The 19,252-nt window shown below is 67.3% G+C and carries 15 protein-coding genes; 9 read left to right on the plus strand and 6 right to left on the minus strand.

Annotated elements, in window-relative coordinates; genetic code table 11:
* Window positions 1-38 precede the first annotated feature (38 nt).
* On the plus strand, window positions 39-626 hold the full coding sequence (locus EXE63_RS30115; RefSeq protein WP_168144982.1) for a TetR/AcrR family transcriptional regulator C-terminal domain-containing protein: 588 nt from the start codon (window positions 39-41) through the stop codon (window positions 624-626).
* 51 nt (window positions 627-677) lie between these two features.
* The gene (locus tag EXE63_RS30120) at window positions 678-2,402 is read left to right on the plus strand and encodes an HNH endonuclease (protein ID WP_168144983.1); all 1,725 of its coding nucleotides are present in this window, start codon (window positions 678-680) and stop codon (window positions 2,400-2,402) included.
* A 14-nt stretch (window positions 2,403-2,416) separates the two neighbouring features.
* On the opposite strand, the gene EXE63_RS30125 is transcribed toward EXE63_RS30120, so the two are convergent.
* Genes EXE63_RS30125 through EXE63_RS30140 form a run of 4 tightly spaced genes read right to left on the minus strand, consistent with a single transcriptional unit; the run spans window position 2,417 to window position 6,091 of the window.
* Window positions 2,417-2,947: a 2'-5' RNA ligase family protein gene (locus EXE63_RS30125; protein ID WP_168144984.1), complete on the minus strand. Its 531-nt coding sequence runs from the start codon at window positions 2,945-2,947 to the stop codon at window positions 2,417-2,419.
* A gap of 2 nt (window positions 2,948-2,949) precedes the next feature.
* Window positions 2,950-3,627 (minus strand): dethiobiotin synthase, encoded by a 678-nt coding sequence (gene bioD / locus EXE63_RS30130; RefSeq protein ID WP_168144985.1) that lies wholly within the window; start codon window positions 3,625-3,627, stop codon window positions 2,950-2,952.
* Entirely contained in the window at window positions 3,624-4,769 is a 1,146-nt protein-coding gene (locus EXE63_RS30135) for an 8-amino-7-oxononanoate synthase (RefSeq protein WP_168144986.1), read from the minus strand. The genes bioD and EXE63_RS30135 overlap by 4 nt, the downstream gene beginning before the upstream one ends.
* A 29-nt stretch (window positions 4,770-4,798) precedes the next feature.
* A complete protein-coding gene (locus tag EXE63_RS30140; RefSeq protein WP_168144987.1) occupies window positions 4,799-6,091 on the minus strand; it encodes an adenosylmethionine--8-amino-7-oxononanoate transaminase in 1,293 nt (430 codons plus the stop codon).
* A gap of 92 nt (window positions 6,092-6,183) precedes the next feature.
* On the opposite strand from EXE63_RS30140, the gene sucT reads away from it, so the two are divergent.
* Genes sucT through treZ form a run of 4 tightly spaced genes read left to right on the plus strand, consistent with a single transcriptional unit; the run spans window position 6,184 to window position 14,511 of the window.
* Window positions 6,184-8,358, plus strand: a complete 2,175-nt coding sequence (gene sucT / locus EXE63_RS30145) for an acetyltransferase SucT (RefSeq protein WP_168144988.1) — start codon at window positions 6,184-6,186, stop codon at window positions 8,356-8,358.
* Between the two features lies 1 nt (window position 8,359).
* Window positions 8,360-10,489 (plus strand): glycogen debranching protein GlgX, encoded by a 2,130-nt coding sequence (glgX, locus tag EXE63_RS30150; RefSeq protein WP_168144989.1) that lies wholly within the window; start codon window positions 8,360-8,362, stop codon window positions 10,487-10,489.
* A 13-nt stretch (window positions 10,490-10,502) separates the two neighbouring features.
* Window positions 10,503-12,791, plus strand: a complete 2,289-nt coding sequence (gene treY, locus EXE63_RS30155) for a malto-oligosyltrehalose synthase (protein ID WP_168144990.1) — start codon at window positions 10,503-10,505, stop codon at window positions 12,789-12,791.
* Window positions 12,784-14,511, plus strand: a complete 1,728-nt coding sequence (gene treZ, locus EXE63_RS30160; RefSeq protein ID WP_168144991.1) for a malto-oligosyltrehalose trehalohydrolase — start codon at window positions 12,784-12,786, stop codon at window positions 14,509-14,511. Before treY ends, treZ begins: the two co-directional genes overlap by 8 nt.
* Here treZ and ilvA read toward each other — a convergent pair.
* Window positions 14,499-15,779, minus strand: a complete 1,281-nt coding sequence (gene ilvA / locus EXE63_RS30165; RefSeq protein WP_168144992.1) for a threonine ammonia-lyase IlvA — start codon at window positions 15,777-15,779, stop codon at window positions 14,499-14,501. The genes treZ and ilvA overlap by 13 nt on opposite strands.
* 102 nt (window positions 15,780-15,881) lie before the next feature.
* Here ilvA and EXE63_RS30170 point away from each other — a divergent pair, with 102 nt between their 5' ends.
* Complete coding sequence (locus tag EXE63_RS30170) at window positions 15,882-16,091, plus strand: hypothetical protein (protein ID WP_168144993.1); 210 nt, start codon at window positions 15,882-15,884, stop codon at window positions 16,089-16,091.
* A gap of 25 nt (window positions 16,092-16,116) precedes the next feature.
* Here the strand turns inward: EXE63_RS30170 and EXE63_RS30175 are convergent, their stop codons facing one another.
* Entirely contained in the window at window positions 16,117-16,497 is a 381-nt protein-coding gene (locus EXE63_RS30175; protein ID WP_210000944.1) for a MerR family transcriptional regulator, read from the minus strand.
* A 55-nt stretch (window positions 16,498-16,552) separates the two neighbouring features.
* On the opposite strand from EXE63_RS30175, the gene EXE63_RS30180 reads away from it, so the two are divergent.
* Both EXE63_RS30180 and EXE63_RS30185 read left to right on the plus strand, forming a co-directional pair.
* A complete protein-coding gene (locus EXE63_RS30180) occupies window positions 16,553-16,996 on the plus strand; it encodes a PPOX class F420-dependent oxidoreductase (RefSeq protein WP_168144995.1) in 444 nt (147 codons plus the stop codon).
* Window positions 16,997-17,101: 105 nt separating this feature from the next.
* The gene (locus EXE63_RS30185; RefSeq protein WP_234904322.1) at window positions 17,102-19,189 is read left to right on the plus strand and encodes an acyltransferase family protein; all 2,088 of its coding nucleotides are present in this window, start codon (window positions 17,102-17,104) and stop codon (window positions 19,187-19,189) included.
* The last annotated feature ends 63 nt before the right edge of the window (window positions 19,190-19,252 follow it).

Here is a 19,252-nt window from a genome sequence, read left to right on the forward strand (position 1 = left end):
TGCTGACCATTGAACGGTGTTCAGGTTAGGCTACCTCCGTGCAGCTGCACAAACGTGACCTCGTCGACGCCGCCACGGCGATCCTGGACAATTTCGGGATCGCCGATCTGACCATGCGCCGGCTCGCGCGCGAGCTCAACGTCAGCCCCGGCGCGTTGTACTGGCATTTCGCCAACAAGCAGCAACTGCTCGGCGCGGTGGCCGACCGGATTCTGGCGCCCGCGCTGCAACCGGACCCGTCCGGAACCTGGCGCGAGCAGGTGTCCGGGGACTGCCACCGGCTACGGGACGCACTGCTGTCGCACACCGACGGCGCCGAACTGGTCTCGGCCAGCTTCGCCGCCTGGCAATCCGAGGCGATGACGCGGGTCGTCGACCGCCTGTCCGCGGCGGTGGCCGAATCCGGCGTCGACGGACAGCATTGCGCGCTGGCCGCCCGCACCGTCGTCTACTACGTGCTGGGGTTCACCGTCGATGAACAGTCCCGCCTGCAGTGGGACGCCGCGGGCGCCGAACTGCCGGAAGGCCAGTCGACGCTCTCCGAGGACGCCGGCCGCCGGTTCGCATTCGGCCTCAACCTGCTCATCGACGGCATGGCGGCACACCGGGACGCGGCGGTCCGATAACTCGGTTCTTCGGCGCCGAACATGTCCGACCAGGTCGGTACAATCGCACATATGTTCGAAGTCTTGGATCGTGGCGCACTCGCCGGGTTGAGCGATGAGGCGCTCATCTCCGCGGTCACCACCATGACCCAGACCGAGGCGAGGGCCGCCGCGCAGCGACTGGCCCTGATCGGCGAGGTGGTGGCCCGCCAGTGCGATGACGAAGACGATGTGGTCGCCCATCAGGTCATCGATGGGTGGGCGTGGGCGCAGGCCGCGGTGTCGGCGGCCTGCAACCTGAACTCGCATGCGGCGTCCAAGCAGATGCGCATCGCCCAAGCGTTGCGCGACCGGCTGCCCCGCACCTCAGCCCTGTTCGCCACCGGAGTCATCTCGGCGAGGGTGATCGATGCAATCACCTGGCGCACCCACCTCGTCGTCGACGAGGACGCGCTGGGGTTGATCGACACCGCCATCGCCGCCGAAGCCAACCAGTACGGGGCGCATTCGGAGAAACAACTGATCGGGGCGGTGGATCTGTGGGTGGAGAAATTCGACCCCGACGCCGTCGTGCGCTCCAAACGGGCCGCCAAAGACCTCTACGTCGAGTTCGACGACAAGGACGACCCCAACGGGGTGGCCTCGTTCTGGGGGCGGCTACGCGTCACCGACAAGAAGATCTTGGAGCAGAGGCTCAACGACCTCGCCGACACGGTCTGCGCCAATGATCCCCGCAAGCGCGGGGAACTACGCGCCGCGGCCCTGGCCGCATTGGGTGTGGTCGGGCCCGCCCTGGAGCGCCTGGCCTGCGAGTGCGGGGACGCTGAGTGTGCGGGCAGCGGTAAAGACCCACGCGCGGGCGCACTCACCATCTACGCGCTCACCGACCAGGTGCCCGCCGCGGCTGAAGACCGCCCGCGGCAGACGACGCCGGGCGCTGCGGGCACCCCGGACTCCGAGCCCACCGCGACCGAGGCCGCGCCAGAGCAAGAGCAAGAGCAAGAGCAAGAGGAGCAGACTGCCGGGCGACAGCCGCAGACTCCGGCCGCGGAGTCAGAACCCGACGCGCCGGCTGCCAGCACCCAACCCACCAAGCCCGCGGCCTGCAACCCCAGCCCCGGCGTCACGCTCGACGGCGCCATCATTCCCGCCGCGATGCTCGCCGAACTCATCGCCGCTGGCGCCACCATTAAACTGCTATCGGAGATCGCCGACCTCCCCGCCGAACCCCGATACCGGCCCTCGACCGCGCTGACCGCGTTCGTCCGCATGCGCGCCATGAACTGCAGCTTCCCCGGCTGCAACCGCGCCGCACACCGCTGCGACCTGGATCATCTGACCCCATGGCCGGCCGGAGCCACCCACCCCGGCAACCTCGGGCCACTATGCCGCCTGCACCATCTGGTCAAAACCTTCGGCGGCTGGACACCCACCGCCCAACCCGACGGCACCATCCACTGGAGCGCACCCACCGGACACACCTACGCAAAGGCTCCCGGCGCGGCAATCCTGTTCCCGCACTGGAACATCCAGACACCCATCCCACGAAAACGCGCCATCACCCTCATCAACGACACCGACCGCGACACCAAGATGCCGGTCCGACAACGCACCCGCGCCCAAGACCGCGCCCAACGCATCAACACCGAACGCGCACGCAACCAACTCCAACGCGCCCTCGAGCAGGTCGCCAAAGAGCGGATCCGAGACAGCGCGATCAGGGCCACCACCACACAAGACGACGTTCTCCACGACCATGTCGTCAGGACCGGTGACCCAGACCCGCCACCATTCTGACCAAGCATTGCCTTTCAGCCGGGCAGCACAATCGGGTGCTCCTGACGGGCATCGCCGTCCCAGTGCCGCAGCCCTGTGAACGAACCCTCGATATCGGTTCCGGTGCCCGCCACGGCCAGCGCCCGCTCCAACAGGTCGGCACCGAGCCGGCGCGCCAGCGTGACGTGCGGGGTCCACTGCCCGGACTGGGCATGCCGCAGTGGTCCGGACTCCATGTGCGGCAGGCAGATACGGTTCACCTGTGCGTGCAGGTCCAGTAGCCCGGCGGACGGGATCACCAGCAACGCCAGCGTGTAGGGACCGCGGCCGAAGATGATCGGTGCGCCGAGCCTGCACGGCAACGGCAGCGAGCCCAGCAGCGGGGCCAGATCATCGTGGACCGCCGCGGACATCCGGGCGGAGACCGTGACGGTCACGTGCGGGCGGTTGCTCGGCGAGCGGTGGGCCGCCTGGCTGGGCGCCCCGGCGACGGCGAGCGCCTGCCAGACATCACGGACGGCGGCATCGGCGCCTGCATCGAGAGTCAGCTCGACCGAGTGCACCATGGCTACACCAGGCTCGCGATCCAGTTCCGGTCGAAGGCCTCGACGCTGAGCGCCCGGAAGTCCTCCGAGGTGCGCGCCGAGGCCCCCGCGGGCAACACCGCACGGACATCGGCCAGCGCCGCCAGCGCCTCCCGGTTGCCCAGCTCGGCGACGCCGGGTTCGGCCGGCCACGCGCCGATCACCAGTCCGGCCGACGCAATGCCTTGTCCGGCAAGTGATTCCAACGTCAGCGCGGTGTGGTTGAGGGTGCCCAGCCCCGGTGACACCACCACCAGAACCGGCGCGGACACCTCGGCGGCGATATCGCGCAGCGTCACCCCGCCGGCACCCATCTCGACGAGCAGGCCACCGGCACCTTCGACGATGGTCAATCGCCCCGGCGCGTCGGCGGCCCGCACCGAGGCCACCAGCTCGTCGCGGTCAGGCAACGGCAGTCCGGCCCTTGCGGCCGCCGCGACCGGCGCCAACGGCTCGGGATATCGCCAGCCCCCGTGCAGCGCGTCGACCCCGGAGAGCCGGCGTACCTCACCCAGATCGTCGTCACCGTCCGCAGATCCGGTCTGCACCGGTTTGCACACCGCCACATCGATACCGGCCAGCCGGGCGGCCGCGGCCAGCGCCGCCGTCGTCACCGTCTTGCCGACCCCGGTATCGGTACCCGTCACGATCAGGACAGTCATCGCTGCAGGCCGAGAACCTCGGCGAGAACCCCTGCCGCCACAGCAATCTCGTCATCGGTGAGGGCGGCGCGGGCGGTCAGCCGTAGTCGGGAGGTGCCGGCCGGGACGGAGGGCGGCCGGAAACAGCCCACCCGCACCCCGCGTTCCAGGCAGGCCGCGGCCGCGGCGGCGGACACCTCGGGGTCGCCCAGAATCACCGAGACGACCGCCGAGGTGGGTGTCTCGGCCACATCGCAGATCCGGGCGAGTTCGGCGGCGCGCTCCAGCACCGCGGAGGCCAGCTGCGGCTGGCCCTCCAGGACGCGCAGTGCGGCCAGCGCGGCGCCGACGGCCGCCGGCGCGAGCCCGGTGTCGAAGATGAAGGTGCGCGCCGTGTCGATGAGATGGGCACGCACCGCAGCCGGTCCGAGCACCGCACCGCCCTGGCTGCCCAGTGCCTTGGACAACGTCGTGGTCATGACGACGTCCGGCGCGCCGGCCAGACCGACCTCGTGCAGCAGCCCCTGACCACCGGTGCCGCGGACACCGAGCCCGTGTGCCTCGTCGACCAGCAGCAGCGCACCGAACCGGTGGCACACCTCGTGCAGTTCACGCAGCGGGGCGAGGCCACCGTCGGTGCTGAACACCGATTCGGTGGCCACCACCGCCCGTTCCTCGGCGCGCCCCGACAACGCCGCTTCGACGGCGACGACATCGAGATGCGGTGTCACCGCGACCCTGGCCCGCGACAGCCGGCAGGCATCCACGATGGAGGCATGGGTGAGCGCATCGGAGACCAGCAACGAGCCCGCACCGGTCAGCGCCGTGATGGCGCCGATGTTGGCGGTGTAACCCGACGAGAACACCAACGCCGATTCGGCCCCGGTGAACGATGCCAGCTCGGCTTCGAATTCCTCGTGCAGCTCGGTGTTCCCGGTGACCAGCCGCGAGCCGCCGGCACCGGCACCCCAGGTGCGCAGCGCCTCGACGCCACCTGCGAGCACGGCGGGGTGCTGGGACAACCCGAGATAGTCGTTGGAGGCCAGATCGAGCTCGGTGCCCACCGGCGGGCGCACCCGCAGGGATCGGCGCAGCCCCTGCGCACGGCGCTGTGCCTCGACCTCGGCGAGCCAGGCCAGCGGGGAAAGACCGGTGCGCGTCACTGGACGTCCTTTCGACACTTGAACACCGTTCAGGTTAGTGCACGCGCGACGCCGACCATGCCCGCACCGATACCGGCGATCTCGTCGGGGGTACAGATGAAGGGCGGCATCGCGTAGACCAGCCTGCCGAACGGTCGCAGCCACAGACCGTGCTCGATCGCGGTGCGGGTGGCGATGGCCATATCGACGGGTTCGCGCATCTCGATGACGCCGATGGCGCCGAGCACCCGCACATCGGCCACACCGGGCAGTGATCGCGCCGGTTCGAGCCCGGCCCGCAACCCGGCCTCGATCTCACGCACCCGGGCCCGCCAGTCACCCTCCAGCAGCAGTTCCACCGCGGCCACCGACACCGCACAGGCCAGCGCATTGGCCATGAAGGTGGGTCCGTGCATCAAGGCGCCCGGCTCCCCCGCGCTGATCGTCGCCGCGACATCACCCGTGCACAGGGTGGCGGCCAGCGTCACATACCCGCCCGTGAGCGCCTTGCCCACGCACATGATGTCGGGGGTGACCCCGGCGTGATCGGCGGCGAACAGTTCACCGGTACGTCCGAATCCGGTGGCGATCTCGTCGAAGATGAGCAGCACACCGTGCTCATCGCACAGCCGTCGTAGGTCGGTGAGATAGCGCGGGTCGTGAAAGCGCATACCGCCGGCCCCCTGGACGACCGGCTCGACGATCACCGCAGCCAGCTCGCCGGCATGCTCGGCGAGCTGCCGCCCGAAGTCCGCCACGTAGGAGGGGTCGTACTCGCCGGGCACCTGCGGTGCGAACACCTGCCGGGCCAGGACATCGGTCCAGATCGAGTGCATGCCGCCGTCGGGGTCACAGACGCTCATCGGGGTGAACGTGTCGCCGTGATAGCCGCCGCGCCACGTCATCAGCCGGTGTTTGGCCGGCAAGCCACGGCTGCGCCAGTACTGCAGTGCCATCTTGGCGGCCACCTCCACCGACACCGAGCCCGAATCACTGAAGAACACCGACTCCAGGCCCGCCGGGGTGATCTCGACGAGCAGCTGGGCCAGCCGGGCGGCCGGCTCATGGGTCAGTCCACCGAACATGACGTGGTTCATGGTGGCCAGCTGGGCACTCATCGCGGCGTCGAGTCGTGGGTGACCGTGCCCGTGCACCGCCGTCCACCACGAACTCATGGCGTCGAGCACGTCGACGGACCTGCCGTCATGCACGAGGGTGAGCCAGGCGCCCTTGGCTGCCACTGCCACCACCGGCGGCAATGCCTGGGAGCCGATCGTGCTGTAGGGGTGCCAGATGTGCGCGGTGTCGATCGCGCTGATCTCATCCGGTGTCAACGCTGGCATGGCACCGGACACTATCGCTTTGCCCAGCTGGTGTGACGTCACGCCCGTGGCCTGAGACCCCCAGGGTTCTTAGGTAGATTAACTCCCCGACCATGATGACCCTCGCTCCCGCCCGACCCTCCACCCGCGGTACACCCACAGCCGGTCCCACGTCGACCGCCGGCTCGCAGACGGGTACCCGCGCATCGGGCTTTTACCGGCACGACCTCGACGGACTCCGTGGGGTCGCGATCGCCCTCGTGGCGATCTTCCACGTCTGGTTCGGCCGGGTCTCCGGTGGTGTGGACGTGTTCCTGGCGCTGTCCGGGTTCTTCTTCGGCGGCCGGTTGCTACGCGCCGCGATCGACCCGGCCACCGCGCTGCGCCCGATTCCGGAGGTCGTGCGACTGGTCCGCCGGCTGCTGCCTGCGCTGATCGTGGTGCTCGCGGCGGCCGCGGTGCTGACCATCCTGATCCAGCCGGAAACCCGCTGGGAAACGTTTGCTGACCAGAGCCTGGCCAGCCTCGGCTACTACCAGAACTGGGAACTGGCCAACACCGCCGCGGACTATCTGCGCGCCGGTGAGACGGTCAGCCCGCTGCAGCACATCTGGTCGATGTCGGTGCAGGGCCAGTTCTACATCGCACTGCTGGCGATCATCTTCGCCCTCGCCTACCTGCTGCGCAGACCGCTGGGCAGGCATGTGCGCTGGGTGTTCATCGTGCTGCTGAGCGCGCTGACCATCGCCTCGTTCGTGTACGCCATCATCGCGCACAACGCCGATCAGGCCGTGGCCTACTACAACAGTTTCGCCCGGGCCTGGGAGCTCACCCTGGGCGCACTGATCGGCGCCCTGGTCCCCTATGTGCGTTGGCCCATGTGGGTGCGCACCATCGTGGCGACCGTATCGCTGATCGCCATCCTGCTGTGCGGCTGGCTCATCGACGGGGTGCGCGAGTTCCCGGGCCCGTGGACGCTGGTCCCCGTCGGCGCCACCGTGCTGTTCATCCTATCGGCAGCCAACCGCGTCGCCGATCCGCACACCGGCGGCAAGCTGCCCGCCCCGAACCGCCTGCTGGCCACCAAGCCGTTCGTCGCGCTGGGGTCGATGGCCTATTCGCTCTACCTGTGGCACTGGCCGCTGCTGATCTTCTGGCTGGCCTACACCGGCCGCGACCACGCCGGCTTCACCGACGGCGCGATCGTGCTGCTGGTGTCCGGCGTACTGGCCTGGCTGACAACCAGATACGTCGAAACCCCACTGCGCTACCGGGCACCGGCCCAGCGGCCGACCGGTGTGCCGTGGCGAACCCGGTTGCGCCGCCCGACGATCGTGCTGGGCTCGGTCGTGACCCTGCTGGGCGTCACGCTGACAGCGACATCGTTCACCTGGCGCGAGCACGTCACCGTCGAACGGGCCAGCGGTAAGGAGCTGTCCGGGCTCTCGGCCCGCGACTACCCCGGGTCGCGGGCGCTGACCAACAACGCCAGAGTGCCCAAGCTGCCGATGCGGCCCACCGTGCTGGAGGCCAAGAACGACATCCCGGAGTCCACCAACGCGGGTTGCATCAGCGACTTCGCCAACGTCGACGTCATCAACTGCACCTATGGCAACAAAGATGCCCAACGCACCATCGCACTGGCCGGCGGATCGCACGCCGAACACTGGATCACCGCGCTGGACCTACTCGGCCGGCTACACGACTTCAAGGTGGTCACCTACCTGAAGATGGGTTGCCCGTTGACCACCGAACAGAAACCCCTCGTGATGGGCGACAACCGGCCGTACCCGAAGTGCCGGCAGTGGAACGACGTGGTGATGCCGAAGCTGCTCGCGGACAAGCCCGACTTCGTGTTCACCACCTCCACCCGGCCGTGGAACATCAAACCCGGCGATGTCATGCCCAGCTCGTATCTCGGTATCTGGCAGCAGTTCTCGGACGCCGGTATCGACGTTCTGGCGATGCGGGACACCCCCTGGCTGGTGCGCAACAACAAGCCGTACTTCCCGGCCGACTGCCTGGCCGACGGCGGCGATGCCATCTCGTGCGGCGTCAAGCGCTCTGCGGTACTGTCCGACGACAACCCGACTTTGGATTATCTGCAACGGTTCCCGAATCTGAAGCCACTCGACATGACCGACGCGGTGTGCCGACCGGATTTTTGCCGAGTAGTAGAGGGAAATGTGTTGATGTATCACGACTCTCACCACCTATCGACAACATACGTTCGTACCATGACGAACGAACTGGGGCGTCAGCTCGCAGCCGCCACCGGCTGGTGGTGAGATGGACATCACGGTCTGGCCCGGCACCGCATATCCGCTCGGCGCCACCTACGACGGGGCCGGTACCAACTTCTCGTTGTTCTCCGAGGTCGCCGACAAGGTCGAGCTCTGCCTGATCGCCAAAGATGGTACCGAACAACGGGTTCCGCTCGACGAGGTGGATGGTTATGTCTGGCATGCCTACCTGCCCACGGTGAGCCCCGGTCAGCGCTACGGGTTCCGGGTGTACGGGCCGTGGGACCCGGTGGCCGGCCACCGGTGTGACCCCAGCAAGCTGCTGCTCGATCCGTACGGGAAGTCCTTCCACGGCGATTTCGACTTCACCCAGGCGCTGTTCTCATATGACCTGGAATCCGAGGATCCCGCTGTCACCCCCGCCGACCCCGCGGTGGACTCCCTGGGCCACACCATGACCAGCGTCGTGATCAACCCGTTTTTCGACTGGGGTTCGGATCGGGCCCCGCGCACCCCGTACCACGAGACCGTCATCTACGAAGCCCACGTCAAGGGCCTGACCCAGCTGCATCCGGACATCCCCGAACAACTGCGCGGTACCTACGCCGGGCTCGCGCACCCGGTGATCGTCGAGCATCTGAAATCGTTGAGCGTGACCGCCATCGAGCTCATGCCGGTACACCAGTTCCTGCACGATCACCGGCTGCTCGAATTGGGTCTGCGAAACTACTGGGGATACAACACCTTCGGTTTCCTGGCCCCGCACGCCCAGTACGCCGCCAGCCGCCACGCCGGCGGTGCAGTGGCCGAGTTCAAGGCCATGGTGCGGTCCTTCCACGACGCCGGTATCGAGGTCATCCTCGACGTCGTCTACAACCACACCGCCGAGGGCAACCACCTCGGCCCGACCCTGAACTTCCGGGGTATCGACAACGCGGCGTACTACCGGTTGCTCGACGGTGAGGAACAGTTCTACAAGGACTTCACCGGAACCGGCAACAGCCTCAACGCCCGGCACCCGCACACCCTGCAACTGATCATGGATTCGTTGCGGTACTGGGTGCTGGAGATGCATGTCGACGGCTTCCGCTTCGACCTGGCCTCCACCCTGGCCCGCGAGTTCTACGATGTGGACCGCCTGTCGGCGTTCTTCGACCTGGTGCAGCAGGATCCGGTGGTCAGCCAGGTCAAGCTGATCGCCGAACCGTGGGATGTCGGCGAGGGCGGCTATCAGGTCGGCAACTTCCCGGGGCTGTGGACCGAGTGGAACGGCAAGTACCGCGACACCGTGCGCGACTACTGGCGCGGTGAGCCGGCGACGCTCGGCGAGTTCGCATCCCGGCTGACCGGTTCCTCGGACCTCTACGAGAACACCGGCCGGCGGCCCGGCGCAAGCATCAACTTCGTCACCTGCCATGACGGATTCACCCTGGCCGACCTGGTGTCCTACAACGAGAAACACAACGAGGCCAACGGCGAGGGCAACCGCGACGGCGAAAGCCACAACCGGTCCTGGAACTGCGGCGTCGAGGGCCCGACCGACGACCCGGACATCAATGCGCTGCGGGCGCGTCAGATGCGCAACGTGATCGGCACCCTGATGATCTCGCAGGGCACACCGATGATCAGCCACGGTGACGAGATCGGACGCACGCAGGGCGGCAACAACAACGCCTACTGCCAGGATTCCCCGATCGCCTGGGTGGACTGGTCCAAGCTCGAGGACAACGCCGACATGCTGGAGTTCACCCGCAAAGCGGTGGCCCTGCGCAAGAAGCACCCGGTGTTCCGGCGTCGCCGCTTCCTGGCAGGCAACCCGATTCGCAGTGGCGAGCAGGAGCGTGACATCGCCTGGCTGACCCCGGCCGGAGTCGAGATGACCCCCGAGGACTGGGGTTCGGGTTTCGGCAAGAGTGTCGCGGTGTTCCTCAACGGGGACGCCATCCCGGAACCCAACGCCCGCGGCGAACGCGTCCGGGACGATTCGTTCCTGCTGTGCTTCAACGCACACGACGAATCGCTGGATTTCGTGCTGCCCCCCGATGATTACGCCGAAAAGTGGGTAACCGCGTTGGACACCGGCGATCCCGCCGGTGCCCACGAGGTGACGATTTCTGCCGGCGAGAAGATGCCGTTGCAGCCGCGTTCACTTCGGGTGCTCCGGAAAACGACTTAGGCGGTATCGGCTGATGGGTGTCCCGCTCTCCACGTATCGGCTCCAGATGCGCGGTGATTCCTTCACCTTCGCCGACGCGGTCGACCTGCTGGACTATCTGGACGACCTCGGGGTCTCGCACCTCTACCTCTCCCCGATCCTGACCGCGACCGCCGGTTCCAGCCACGGCTACGACGTCACCGACCCGACCACGGTGTCCGACGAACTCGGCGGACCCGAGGGCCTGGCCGAACTGTCCGCCCGGGCCCGGGCCCGCGGCATGGGCCTGATCGTCGATATCGTGCCCAACCACGTCGGCGTCGACGATCCCGCGCAAAACGCCTGGTGGTGGGATGTGCTCACGCATGGCCGAGATTCCGCCTACAGCAGCTACTTCGACATCGACTGGGATCTCGAGCACGGCCGGATCGTGTTGCCGGTGCTGGGGTCAGATGACGATGTCGCCGAGTTGACCGTGGACGGGGATCTGCTGCGGCTCGGCGACCGGGCCTGGCCGATCGCCCCGGGCACCGCGCACGACGGCGCGCCGGGTGCCGAGGTGCACGACCGTCAGCACTACAAGCTCATCGGCTGGCGGAACAATCTCTGCGGCTACCGCCGGTTCTTCTCCATCACCTCCCTGGCCGGCCTGCGCCAGGAGGACCCCGCGGTGTTCGCCGCATCCCATGCCGAGGTGGGCCGGTGGTTCACCGAGGGCCTGGTCGACGGATTGCGCATCGACCATCCCGACGGGCTCGCCGAACCCGCCGCCTACGTCACAGATCTTCGCGACCTGGTCGGCGAGAAGGCCTGGATCGTCATCGAGAAGATCCTGGCCCCCGACGAGCCGCTCGACACCGGGCTGCCGGTGGACGGCACCACCGGCTATGACGCGCTGCGCGAGATCGGCGGCCTGTTCGTCGACCCGGCGGGCGAGCCGGCGCTGACCGCGCTCTACGAGAGCAGCGGCACCGACCGCGGCACCACCGAGCACCAGACCTCGGAGTTGAAGACAGTCGCCGCCACCGACACCCTGAGCAGCGAGCTGGCCCGGGTGTGCCGGTCCATCGTCGCCGACATCGGCGCCGACCATGCCCTGCTGCCGGATGCGGTCACCGCGCTGCTGACCCACGTGCACGTCTACCGGTTCGACTACCTGAACCTGACCGCGGTGGGGCCCACCGCCATCGCCGCGGCCGTCCGCACGCGGCCCGAACTGGCCGAACCGCTGCAACTGGTCGCTGCGGCCCTCGCGCACGACGGCGAGGCCGCGGTACGCATCCAGCAGCTGTGCGGCGCGGTGACCGCCAAGTCCGTCGAGGATTGCCTGTTCTACCGGGATGCCCGGCTGGTCAGTCTCAACGAGGTCGGCGGCGAGCCGTCGCTCTTCGGGGTGAGCGCCGCCGAGTTCCACGAGCGGTCCGCCACCAGGGCTCGGCTGTGGCCACACGCCATGGTGACGCTGTCCACCCACGACACCAAGCGCAGTGAGGATGTGCGGACCCGCATCGGCGTGTTGTCCCAGCTGGCCGACGAGTGGGCAGAGCGTGTCGAACGCTGGTCTCAGATCGTGCTGAGCCCGGACCGGGCGACCACACTCTTCCTGTGGCAGAACGTCTTCGGAGTCTGGCCCGTCGACGGTGAGGTGTCCGATGCCTTGCGCACCCGCCTGCATTCCTACGCCGAGAAGGCGATCAGGGAGGCGGGCCTGCACACATCGTGGAACGACCCGGACACCGAATTCGAATCGGCGGTGCACGATTGGGTCGACGCCATCATCGACGGACCGGTGTCCAAGGAACTGACCGCGCTGGTGGCCCGCGCCGATGCGCACGCCCACAGTGACAGTCTCGGCCAGAAACTGTTGGCGCTCACCGTGCCCGGTATCCCGGATGTGTATCAGGGCACCGAACTGTTCGACGACAGTCTGGTCGATCCGGACAATCGCCGGCCGGTGGACTACGCGGCGCGCCGCGCGGCGCTGGAGGCCCGCACCGATCCCAAGATCCGGGTGGCGGGCGCCGCACTGCGGCTGCGCAGGGAATTGCCCGACACCTTCCTCGAGGGCGCTTACCGGCCGGTGCCGGCATCGGGTTCCGCGGCTGCGCACCTGGTCGCCTTCCTGCGGGGCGATGACGTTCTGGTGGCGGTGTCGCGGTGGACGGTCAAGCTCGCCGAGATCGGTTGGGGGGACACCACCGTGACACTGCCAGAAGGTATCTGGACCGACCGGCTGACCGGGCGTACGCATGCGGGCACCCCGGCAGCGATTGAACTCTTCGCCGAACTGCCGGTGGTACTGCTGGAGCGCACCGATGTCTGAGCGCGAATTCGCGGTGTGGGCGCCGCGTCCCGACCGGGTACAACTGGACGTCGACGGAACCCTGCACGCCATGGAGCGCGGCGCCGACGACTGGTGGCGGGCCACGGTGTCCGCCGGACCGGACAGTTGCTACGGGTTCGTCCTCGATGACGACGACACCGTGCTGCCCGACCCCCGCTCGCCCCGCCAGCCCGACGGCGTGCACGCCCGTTCGCAACTGTGGACGCCCACCGCGCCACCGCAGGACTGGACGGGACGCTCCATCGAGGGCGCCACCATCTATGAGTTGCATGTCGGAACCTTCACCCCGTCGGGCACCTTCGACGCCGCCATCGAGAAGCTGCAGCATCTGGTCGATCTCGGTGTGGACTTTGTCGAACTGATGCCGGTGAACGCCTTCAGCGGCACCCACGGCTGGGGTTATGACGGTGTGCTCTGGTACGCGGTGCACGAACCCTATGGCGGCCCGGATGCCCTGCTGCGCCTCGTCGACGCCTGCCACGCTCTCGGTCTCGGCGTGCTGATCGACGCGGTGTTCAACCACCTCGGGCCGTCCGGGAACTACCTGCCCAGGTTCGGGCCGTATCTGTCCAGCGGCAGCAACCCGTGGGGCGAATCGGTCAACATCGGCGACGCCGGGGCCGACGAGGTGCGCCGCTACATCATCGACTGCGCACTGCGCTGGATGCGTGATTTCGGCGCCGACGGCCTGCGCCTGGACGCCGTGCACGCGCTGGTGGACACCACCGCCATCCACATACTCGAAGAGTTGAGTACCGAGACCGACGCCCTGGCAGCCGAATTGGGACGGCCACTGTCCCTCATCGCCGAGAGCGACATGAACGACCCTCGGCTGATCACCCCGCGCGAGAAAGGCGGTCTCGGGCTCACCGCGCAGTGGGACGACGATATCCACCACGCCATCCATACCGCGGTATCCGGTGAACGGCAGGGCTACTACGGCGATTTCGGCACCCTGGAGACGCTGGCGCACACTCTGACGCACGGCTACTTTCATGCTGGCACCTACTCGTCGTTCCGGGGCCGCCGGCACGGTCGCCCCTTGGACACCGCCACGATTCCGGCGACCCGGCTGCTGGCCTACACCCTCACCCACGATCAGGTGGGCAACCGCGCCACCGGTGACCGGCCGTCGCAGAACCTGACCGCCGGCCAGCTTTCGGTGAAGGCCGCACTGGTGCTCGGATCTCCCTATACGGCAATGCTGTTCATGGGTGAGGAATGGGGTTCGAGCAGCCCGTTCCAGTTCTTCACCTCACATCCGGAGCCGGAGCTGGGCCGGGCCACCGCGGAGGGCCGCAAGGCCGAGTTCGCCGCCCACGGCTGGGATGCCGACGAGATCCCGGATCCGCAGGACCCCGAGACCTTCACCCGGTCCAAGCTCGACTGGGCCGAGGTCACCGAGGGTGGGCATGCCCGGCTGCTGCAGGTGTACCGCCAGCTGATCGCGTTGCGGCACAACGAACCCGACTTCGCCGACCCGTGGCTGGATCATCTGCGGGTGGACTACGACGAGGATGCGCGGTGGATCGTTCTGCACCGTGGCACGTCGGCGGTGGCCTGCAATCTGGGCGACTCCGCGGTGACGGTCCCGGTCACCGGAGAGGTGGTGCTGGCGTGGGATGACCCGTGGGCCGACGGTGCGGGCACCGTCGTGCCCGGGCACTCGTTCGCGGTGCTGCGGACTCAGGTCAGATAGCGGTAGGTCGGCGAACCCGGTTCGAGCAGTTCGACATGCGCCTCGGATTCGTGCATCCGGTGCAGCAGTCCGTCGAGATCGGTGGACGAGCCCAGCTCGATACCGACCAGCGCCTCCCCGGTTTCGCGGTTGTTGCGCTTGACGTACTCGAAAAGCGTGATGTCGTCGTTGGGTCCGAGCACGCTGTCCAGAAAACCGCGCAGCGCACCGGGCTCCTGGGGAAAGTCGACCAGAAAGTAGTGCTTGAGACCGCGGTGCACCAGCGACCGTTCGAGGATCTCGCCATACCGCGACACGTCGTTGTTACCACCGGAGATAATGCAGACCACGGTGGAGCCCGGTGCGATATCGGCTTCCATCAACGCGGCCACCGACAACGCCCCCGCCGGCTCGGCGATGATGCCTTCGCTCTGATAGAGGTCGAGCATCGCCGAGCAGACCGCGCCCTCGTCGACCGAGGTGATCGACAGCATGTCCCCGGCCGCGGCCAGCGCCGCGTAGGGATTCGCGCCGGCCTTCGCGACGGCGGCCCCGTCGACGAACTGATCCACGTGCTCGAGCGCCACCGGCGCGCCGGCGGCCAACGCGGCCATCATCGATGCCGCGCCCGCCGGCTCGGCGCCGAGCACCGCGGAGTTCGCGGTGCGCTCGGACAGATAGGTGGTGATACCGGCGATGCATCCGCCGCCGCCGACCGGGACGATCACGACATCCGGCTCACCGGGCAGTTGCTCGAGCAGTTCGACCGCGATGGTGCCCTGCCCGGCCATGGTGCGCGGATCGTCATAGGGCGGCACCAGGGTGGCTCCGGTGCGGGCCACATCATCGAGTGCGGCCTGCGCGGCCAGGTCGTAGGTCTTGCCGCCGACGATCAGCTCGATGAACTCGCCTCCGTGATAGCGGATCCGGTCGCGCTTCTGTTTCGGCGTCTTGGCCGGCACGTAGACCCGGCCGTGCACGCCCATGGACCGGCAGGCCAGCGCGAAGCCCTGGGCGTGGTTACCCGCCGAGGAACAGACCACACCGGCCGCCAGCTCGTCGGGGGTCAGCTGCATCAGCAGGTTGTAGGCACCGCGAAGCTTGTAGGAGCGCACCGCCTGGAGGTCCTCGCGCTTGAGGTACACCTGGGTTCCCGTCGCGTGCGACAGCCGGTCGCTGAACTGCAATGGGCTCTGGGTGACGACGCCGGCGATTCGCACTGCGGCCTCGTCGATGTCGGCCGCGGTGAGCGGCGATACCTGGGGGCCTCGAATCAGTTCAGCGGACACCGCCTAATGGTGCCACTACCTGCTCTCCGGGCGAAAACGGGTTAATCCGCCACCTCCAGGTTTCGGTTGCCCGAACTCTTGGTTACGAGTTATCGTGTAGCTATGACCGCGCCCACCGAAATCAACGTCGCCGGCGTTCCCTGGCCGACGCACAAGGTGATCGCGCTGATCGTGGGCGCACTGGTGCTCGTGGTGGTCGGTCTGTTCACTGCGAGCCTGGGTCCGGCCGTGCTCACCGCGGCCGGCATGGGGACGTTGGTGTGGGTCTTCGGCGGGATGTCCGACCGGCGCCAGCCGCCCTCCGCCGCCTGAGTTCAGCCCATCGAACGGCAACTGATCAGGCCAGCAGCGTGTGATGGATGCCGCAGGTGCAGTCGTCGATCGTCCGGCATTCGCAACTCATGCCCCATTGAATGATCTTCTTGGCGCGCACCAGCGTCGCCATCTGGGCGTCGATCTCGCCGAGCTTCGCCTCGGCCAACGCGCGGGCCACCGGTTTGCCCGGGACGTGGTCACCCATCAGTGCCGAGATCTCATCCAGCGTGAACCCCGCCGCCTTGCAGGCGCGTATCACCTCAAGCCGCAACAGGCTCGACTGCTGATAGCGACGCTGGCCACCCACACGATCCGGGGCGGGTAGCAACCCGATCTGTTCGTAGTACCGCAGCGTCGTCTGGGCCACTCCGGTGCGGCGCGAGACCTCACCGATGGTCAGCAGTGCGGCCACGTGTCCCCTTGACTTAGAGCCAACTCGAAGTTGTTCACTGGCGATCATGCCATCAACCGATACCGAAATCGCCACCCTCAGTCGGTCCCGATACGCGGTGCTGCGGACTTACCGGCGGGACGGCACACCGGTCGACACCCCGATATGGTTCGTCATCGAGGGTCGAACCGCACTGTTCAGGACCAAGATCGGGCCCAAGACCCGACGCCTACAGGCCCGCGGCGACGTTCAGTTCACAGCGTGTGATCACCGCGGGATCCCGCAGGGCGCCGCGGTGCCCGGCCGGGCCCGGATGCTCTCCGGTGACGCGGCGCAACAGGGCAATACGGCACTGCACCGGCGCTACGGCTGGCAGTGGAATATCGTCCCGCTGCTCAAGATCCCGGGCGTGACCAATGTGCACCGCGAGCTACCGATCCGGGAGAAGCTGCGCCGGGCCCGACACCGCGGTCTGTGGCCGGACAGCGCGATCGTCGCGGTCGATCTCTAGGTCCTTCCGAACCGCACTGCCCGCATCGGGACCAATAGTCAGCCGGCTCCCAGTTCCTGTGTGACAATGTGCCGATTGTCGGCGGGACTTGTAGGAGTGTGCGGGTTGTCCGTTGAACCACGCGCTGTGCGGATCGACGGGCGACAGGGATACCCATCGCTGCACGTTCGGATGGACCTGCAAGGCATGCGGGCCTTCGCGGTGCTGACAGTGTTCAGCCAACATCTCTTCGACTGGCCGCGCGGTGGCTTCGTGGGCGTCGACGTGTTCTTCGTGCTTTCAGGGTTTTTCATCACCGCGCTGTTGATCAAGCAACACACCACCACCGGTTCGATCTCGTTCGCAGACTTCTATCGGCGCCGCGTTCGGCGCATCATCCCGTCGGCCGTTCTGGTGGTCGTGGCGACCGTGGCCGGCAGCTATCTGCTCCTCACCGAGACCCGCGCGAAGGCCGCTCTGGTCGACGGGTTGTGGGCGACGGTATTCGCATCGAACTGGAGATTCGAACGGGTCGGCTCCGACTACTTCGCCGAGGGCCAGCCCAAATCTCCTCTGCTGCATTACTGGTCGCTGTCGATCGAAGAGCAGTTCTATTTTGTGTGGCCGCTCGCGCTACTCGCACTCTTCGCATTGAGCCGGCGCGGTTCGACGCCGTCAGAGACGTACGGTCGCGGCCGGCAACGCTGGTTGGCCGGCTTCATGGTGACGGTCTGCTCACTGTCGTTCGCGCTGGCGTGCTTTCAGAGCTACCTCGATCCGAATGGTGCCTACTTCTCGACATTCACGCGCGTGTGGGAACTCGGTGTGGGCGCGCTGCTGGCGATCTGTGCGCCCCTGCTGTCACGCCTCCCGGATGGAATCCGCCCGTTGCTGTCCTACATCGGACTGGGAGGCGCAGTCCTATCCCTGTTCGTCATCACCGATGACAGCATGTTTCCCGGACCATGGGCCGCGCTGCCCGTGCTGTCGACGGCACTTGTCATCGCGGCATTCGTCGGTGCGGAGGTACGCGGGGTACCGCACCTGACCAACCGCGTCGCCGAGTACTTCGGCGACCATAGCTACACCCTCTACCTGTGGCACTGGCCGGTGATCATCCTGCTGGCGGCCGTCTTGCCGCCGGCTTGGCCGTACTACGTCACGGTCGTCGGCGTATCACTCACTCTGACGCACCTGACTTACCGTTTCTACGAGGATCCGATCCGCCGGTCGAACTGGCTGGAGAATGTTCTACCACCGTCCCGCCGCATCCGGATCTCACCGAAACAGTGGACGGCAGCCGGCGTACTGATCGCCGCGACGATCGCCGCTTCGGCTGTTGTCGTAGAAACTGATCTGAACGCGCATTCGCAGGACGACCAGGAGTTGGTCATGACATTGGCAGCCCCCGGAGCTGCCCACGAATCCGGCCAATGCGCCGGGGTGGCAGCGCTGCGCACCGAGGGCTGCGCGCTGTTCGACCCGGCGAAGCCGGTCACTCCGAGCATCGACTATTTCGCGCACGACGGGCAGGGTGCGTTCAAGTGCTTCCGCGAACAGGGCGAATCACTACAGTCCTGCACCTACGGATTCGAGGGCCCAGATGCGAAGCGGATCGCCGTCATCGGGGATTCGCACGCGGCGATGTTGTTGCCGGCTCTGTCGCCGTATTTGATCGAGAACCGCTGGACTATCACGACGTTCGTCGGCTACGGGTGCCAATGGACATCAACGATCTTGAACGGCAACGCTGACTGTAGTGAAGTGATGGCGCAGACCCAGCAGAAGCTCCTCGCCGACAAGTTCGATGTGGTCCTCACGACGGCCAGTCGTGAACACGCCGGCGACGCCGATGGCTACGAAGAAGTGTGGCGGCCGGTGGCCGAGGCCGGGACGAAGATCCTTGCGGTGGGCGACGTACCCGGCGTTCCCGAGGAAACCCTGAACTGCCTGACACGGGTCGGGGTCATCCGAAATTGCGCCACGCCACGCGACGAGGCGCTCGCCACTCCGGATCCGCTGCTGATTGCCGCCGCCAAGGTACCCGGCGTGACGGCACTCGACCTGACGAGCTCGTTCTGCGACGCGGACAAGTGCCCCGCAATCATCGGCAACCACATCGTCTACCAAGACGCCGACGGGCACATGACCGCGACGTACGCAAAGTCCCTCGGCCCTCAGCTGGTCGATGCGGTGAAGGCACTTCTGCGGTAATCGCTGCCCAGATCTGCCAAATCCCGGGACCCGCCAGCGAACAGATCACCGTTCACGTTCCGC

Source organism: Mycolicibacterium frederiksbergense (genome assembly GCF_012223425.1).
Lineage (GTDB): Bacteria > Actinomycetota > Actinomycetes > Mycobacteriales > Mycobacteriaceae > Mycobacterium > Mycobacterium frederiksbergense.

Excerpts from the sequence above, each read along its gene's own strand:
- bioD (WP_168144985.1), bottom strand. The coding sequence starts at position 3,627 with ATGACTGTCCTGATCGTGACGGGTACCGATACCGGGGTCGGCAAGACG.
- sucT (WP_168144988.1), top strand. The coding sequence starts at position 6,184 with ATGATGACCCTCGCTCCCGCCCGACCCTCCACCCGCGGTACACCCACA.
- treZ (WP_168144991.1), top strand. The coding sequence starts at position 12,784 with ATGTCTGAGCGCGAATTCGCGGTGTGGGCGCCGCGTCCCGACCGGGTA.
- EXE63_RS30120 (WP_168144983.1), top strand. The coding sequence starts at position 678 with ATGTTCGAAGTCTTGGATCGTGGCGCACTCGCCGGGTTGAGCGATGAG.
- treY (WP_168144990.1), top strand. The coding sequence starts at position 10,503 with ATGGGTGTCCCGCTCTCCACGTATCGGCTCCAGATGCGCGGTGATTCC.
- EXE63_RS30140 (WP_168144987.1), bottom strand. The coding sequence starts at position 6,091 with ATGCCAGCGTTGACACCGGATGAGATCAGCGCGATCGACACCGCGCAC.
- EXE63_RS30125 (WP_168144984.1), bottom strand. The coding sequence starts at position 2,947 with ATGGTGCACTCGGTCGAGCTGACTCTCGATGCAGGCGCCGATGCCGCC.
- EXE63_RS30170 (WP_168144993.1), top strand. The coding sequence starts at position 15,882 with ATGACCGCGCCCACCGAAATCAACGTCGCCGGCGTTCCCTGGCCGACG.
- glgX (WP_168144989.1), top strand. The coding sequence starts at position 8,360 with ATGGACATCACGGTCTGGCCCGGCACCGCATATCCGCTCGGCGCCACC.
- EXE63_RS30180 (WP_168144995.1), top strand. The coding sequence starts at position 16,553 with ATGCCATCAACCGATACCGAAATCGCCACCCTCAGTCGGTCCCGATAC.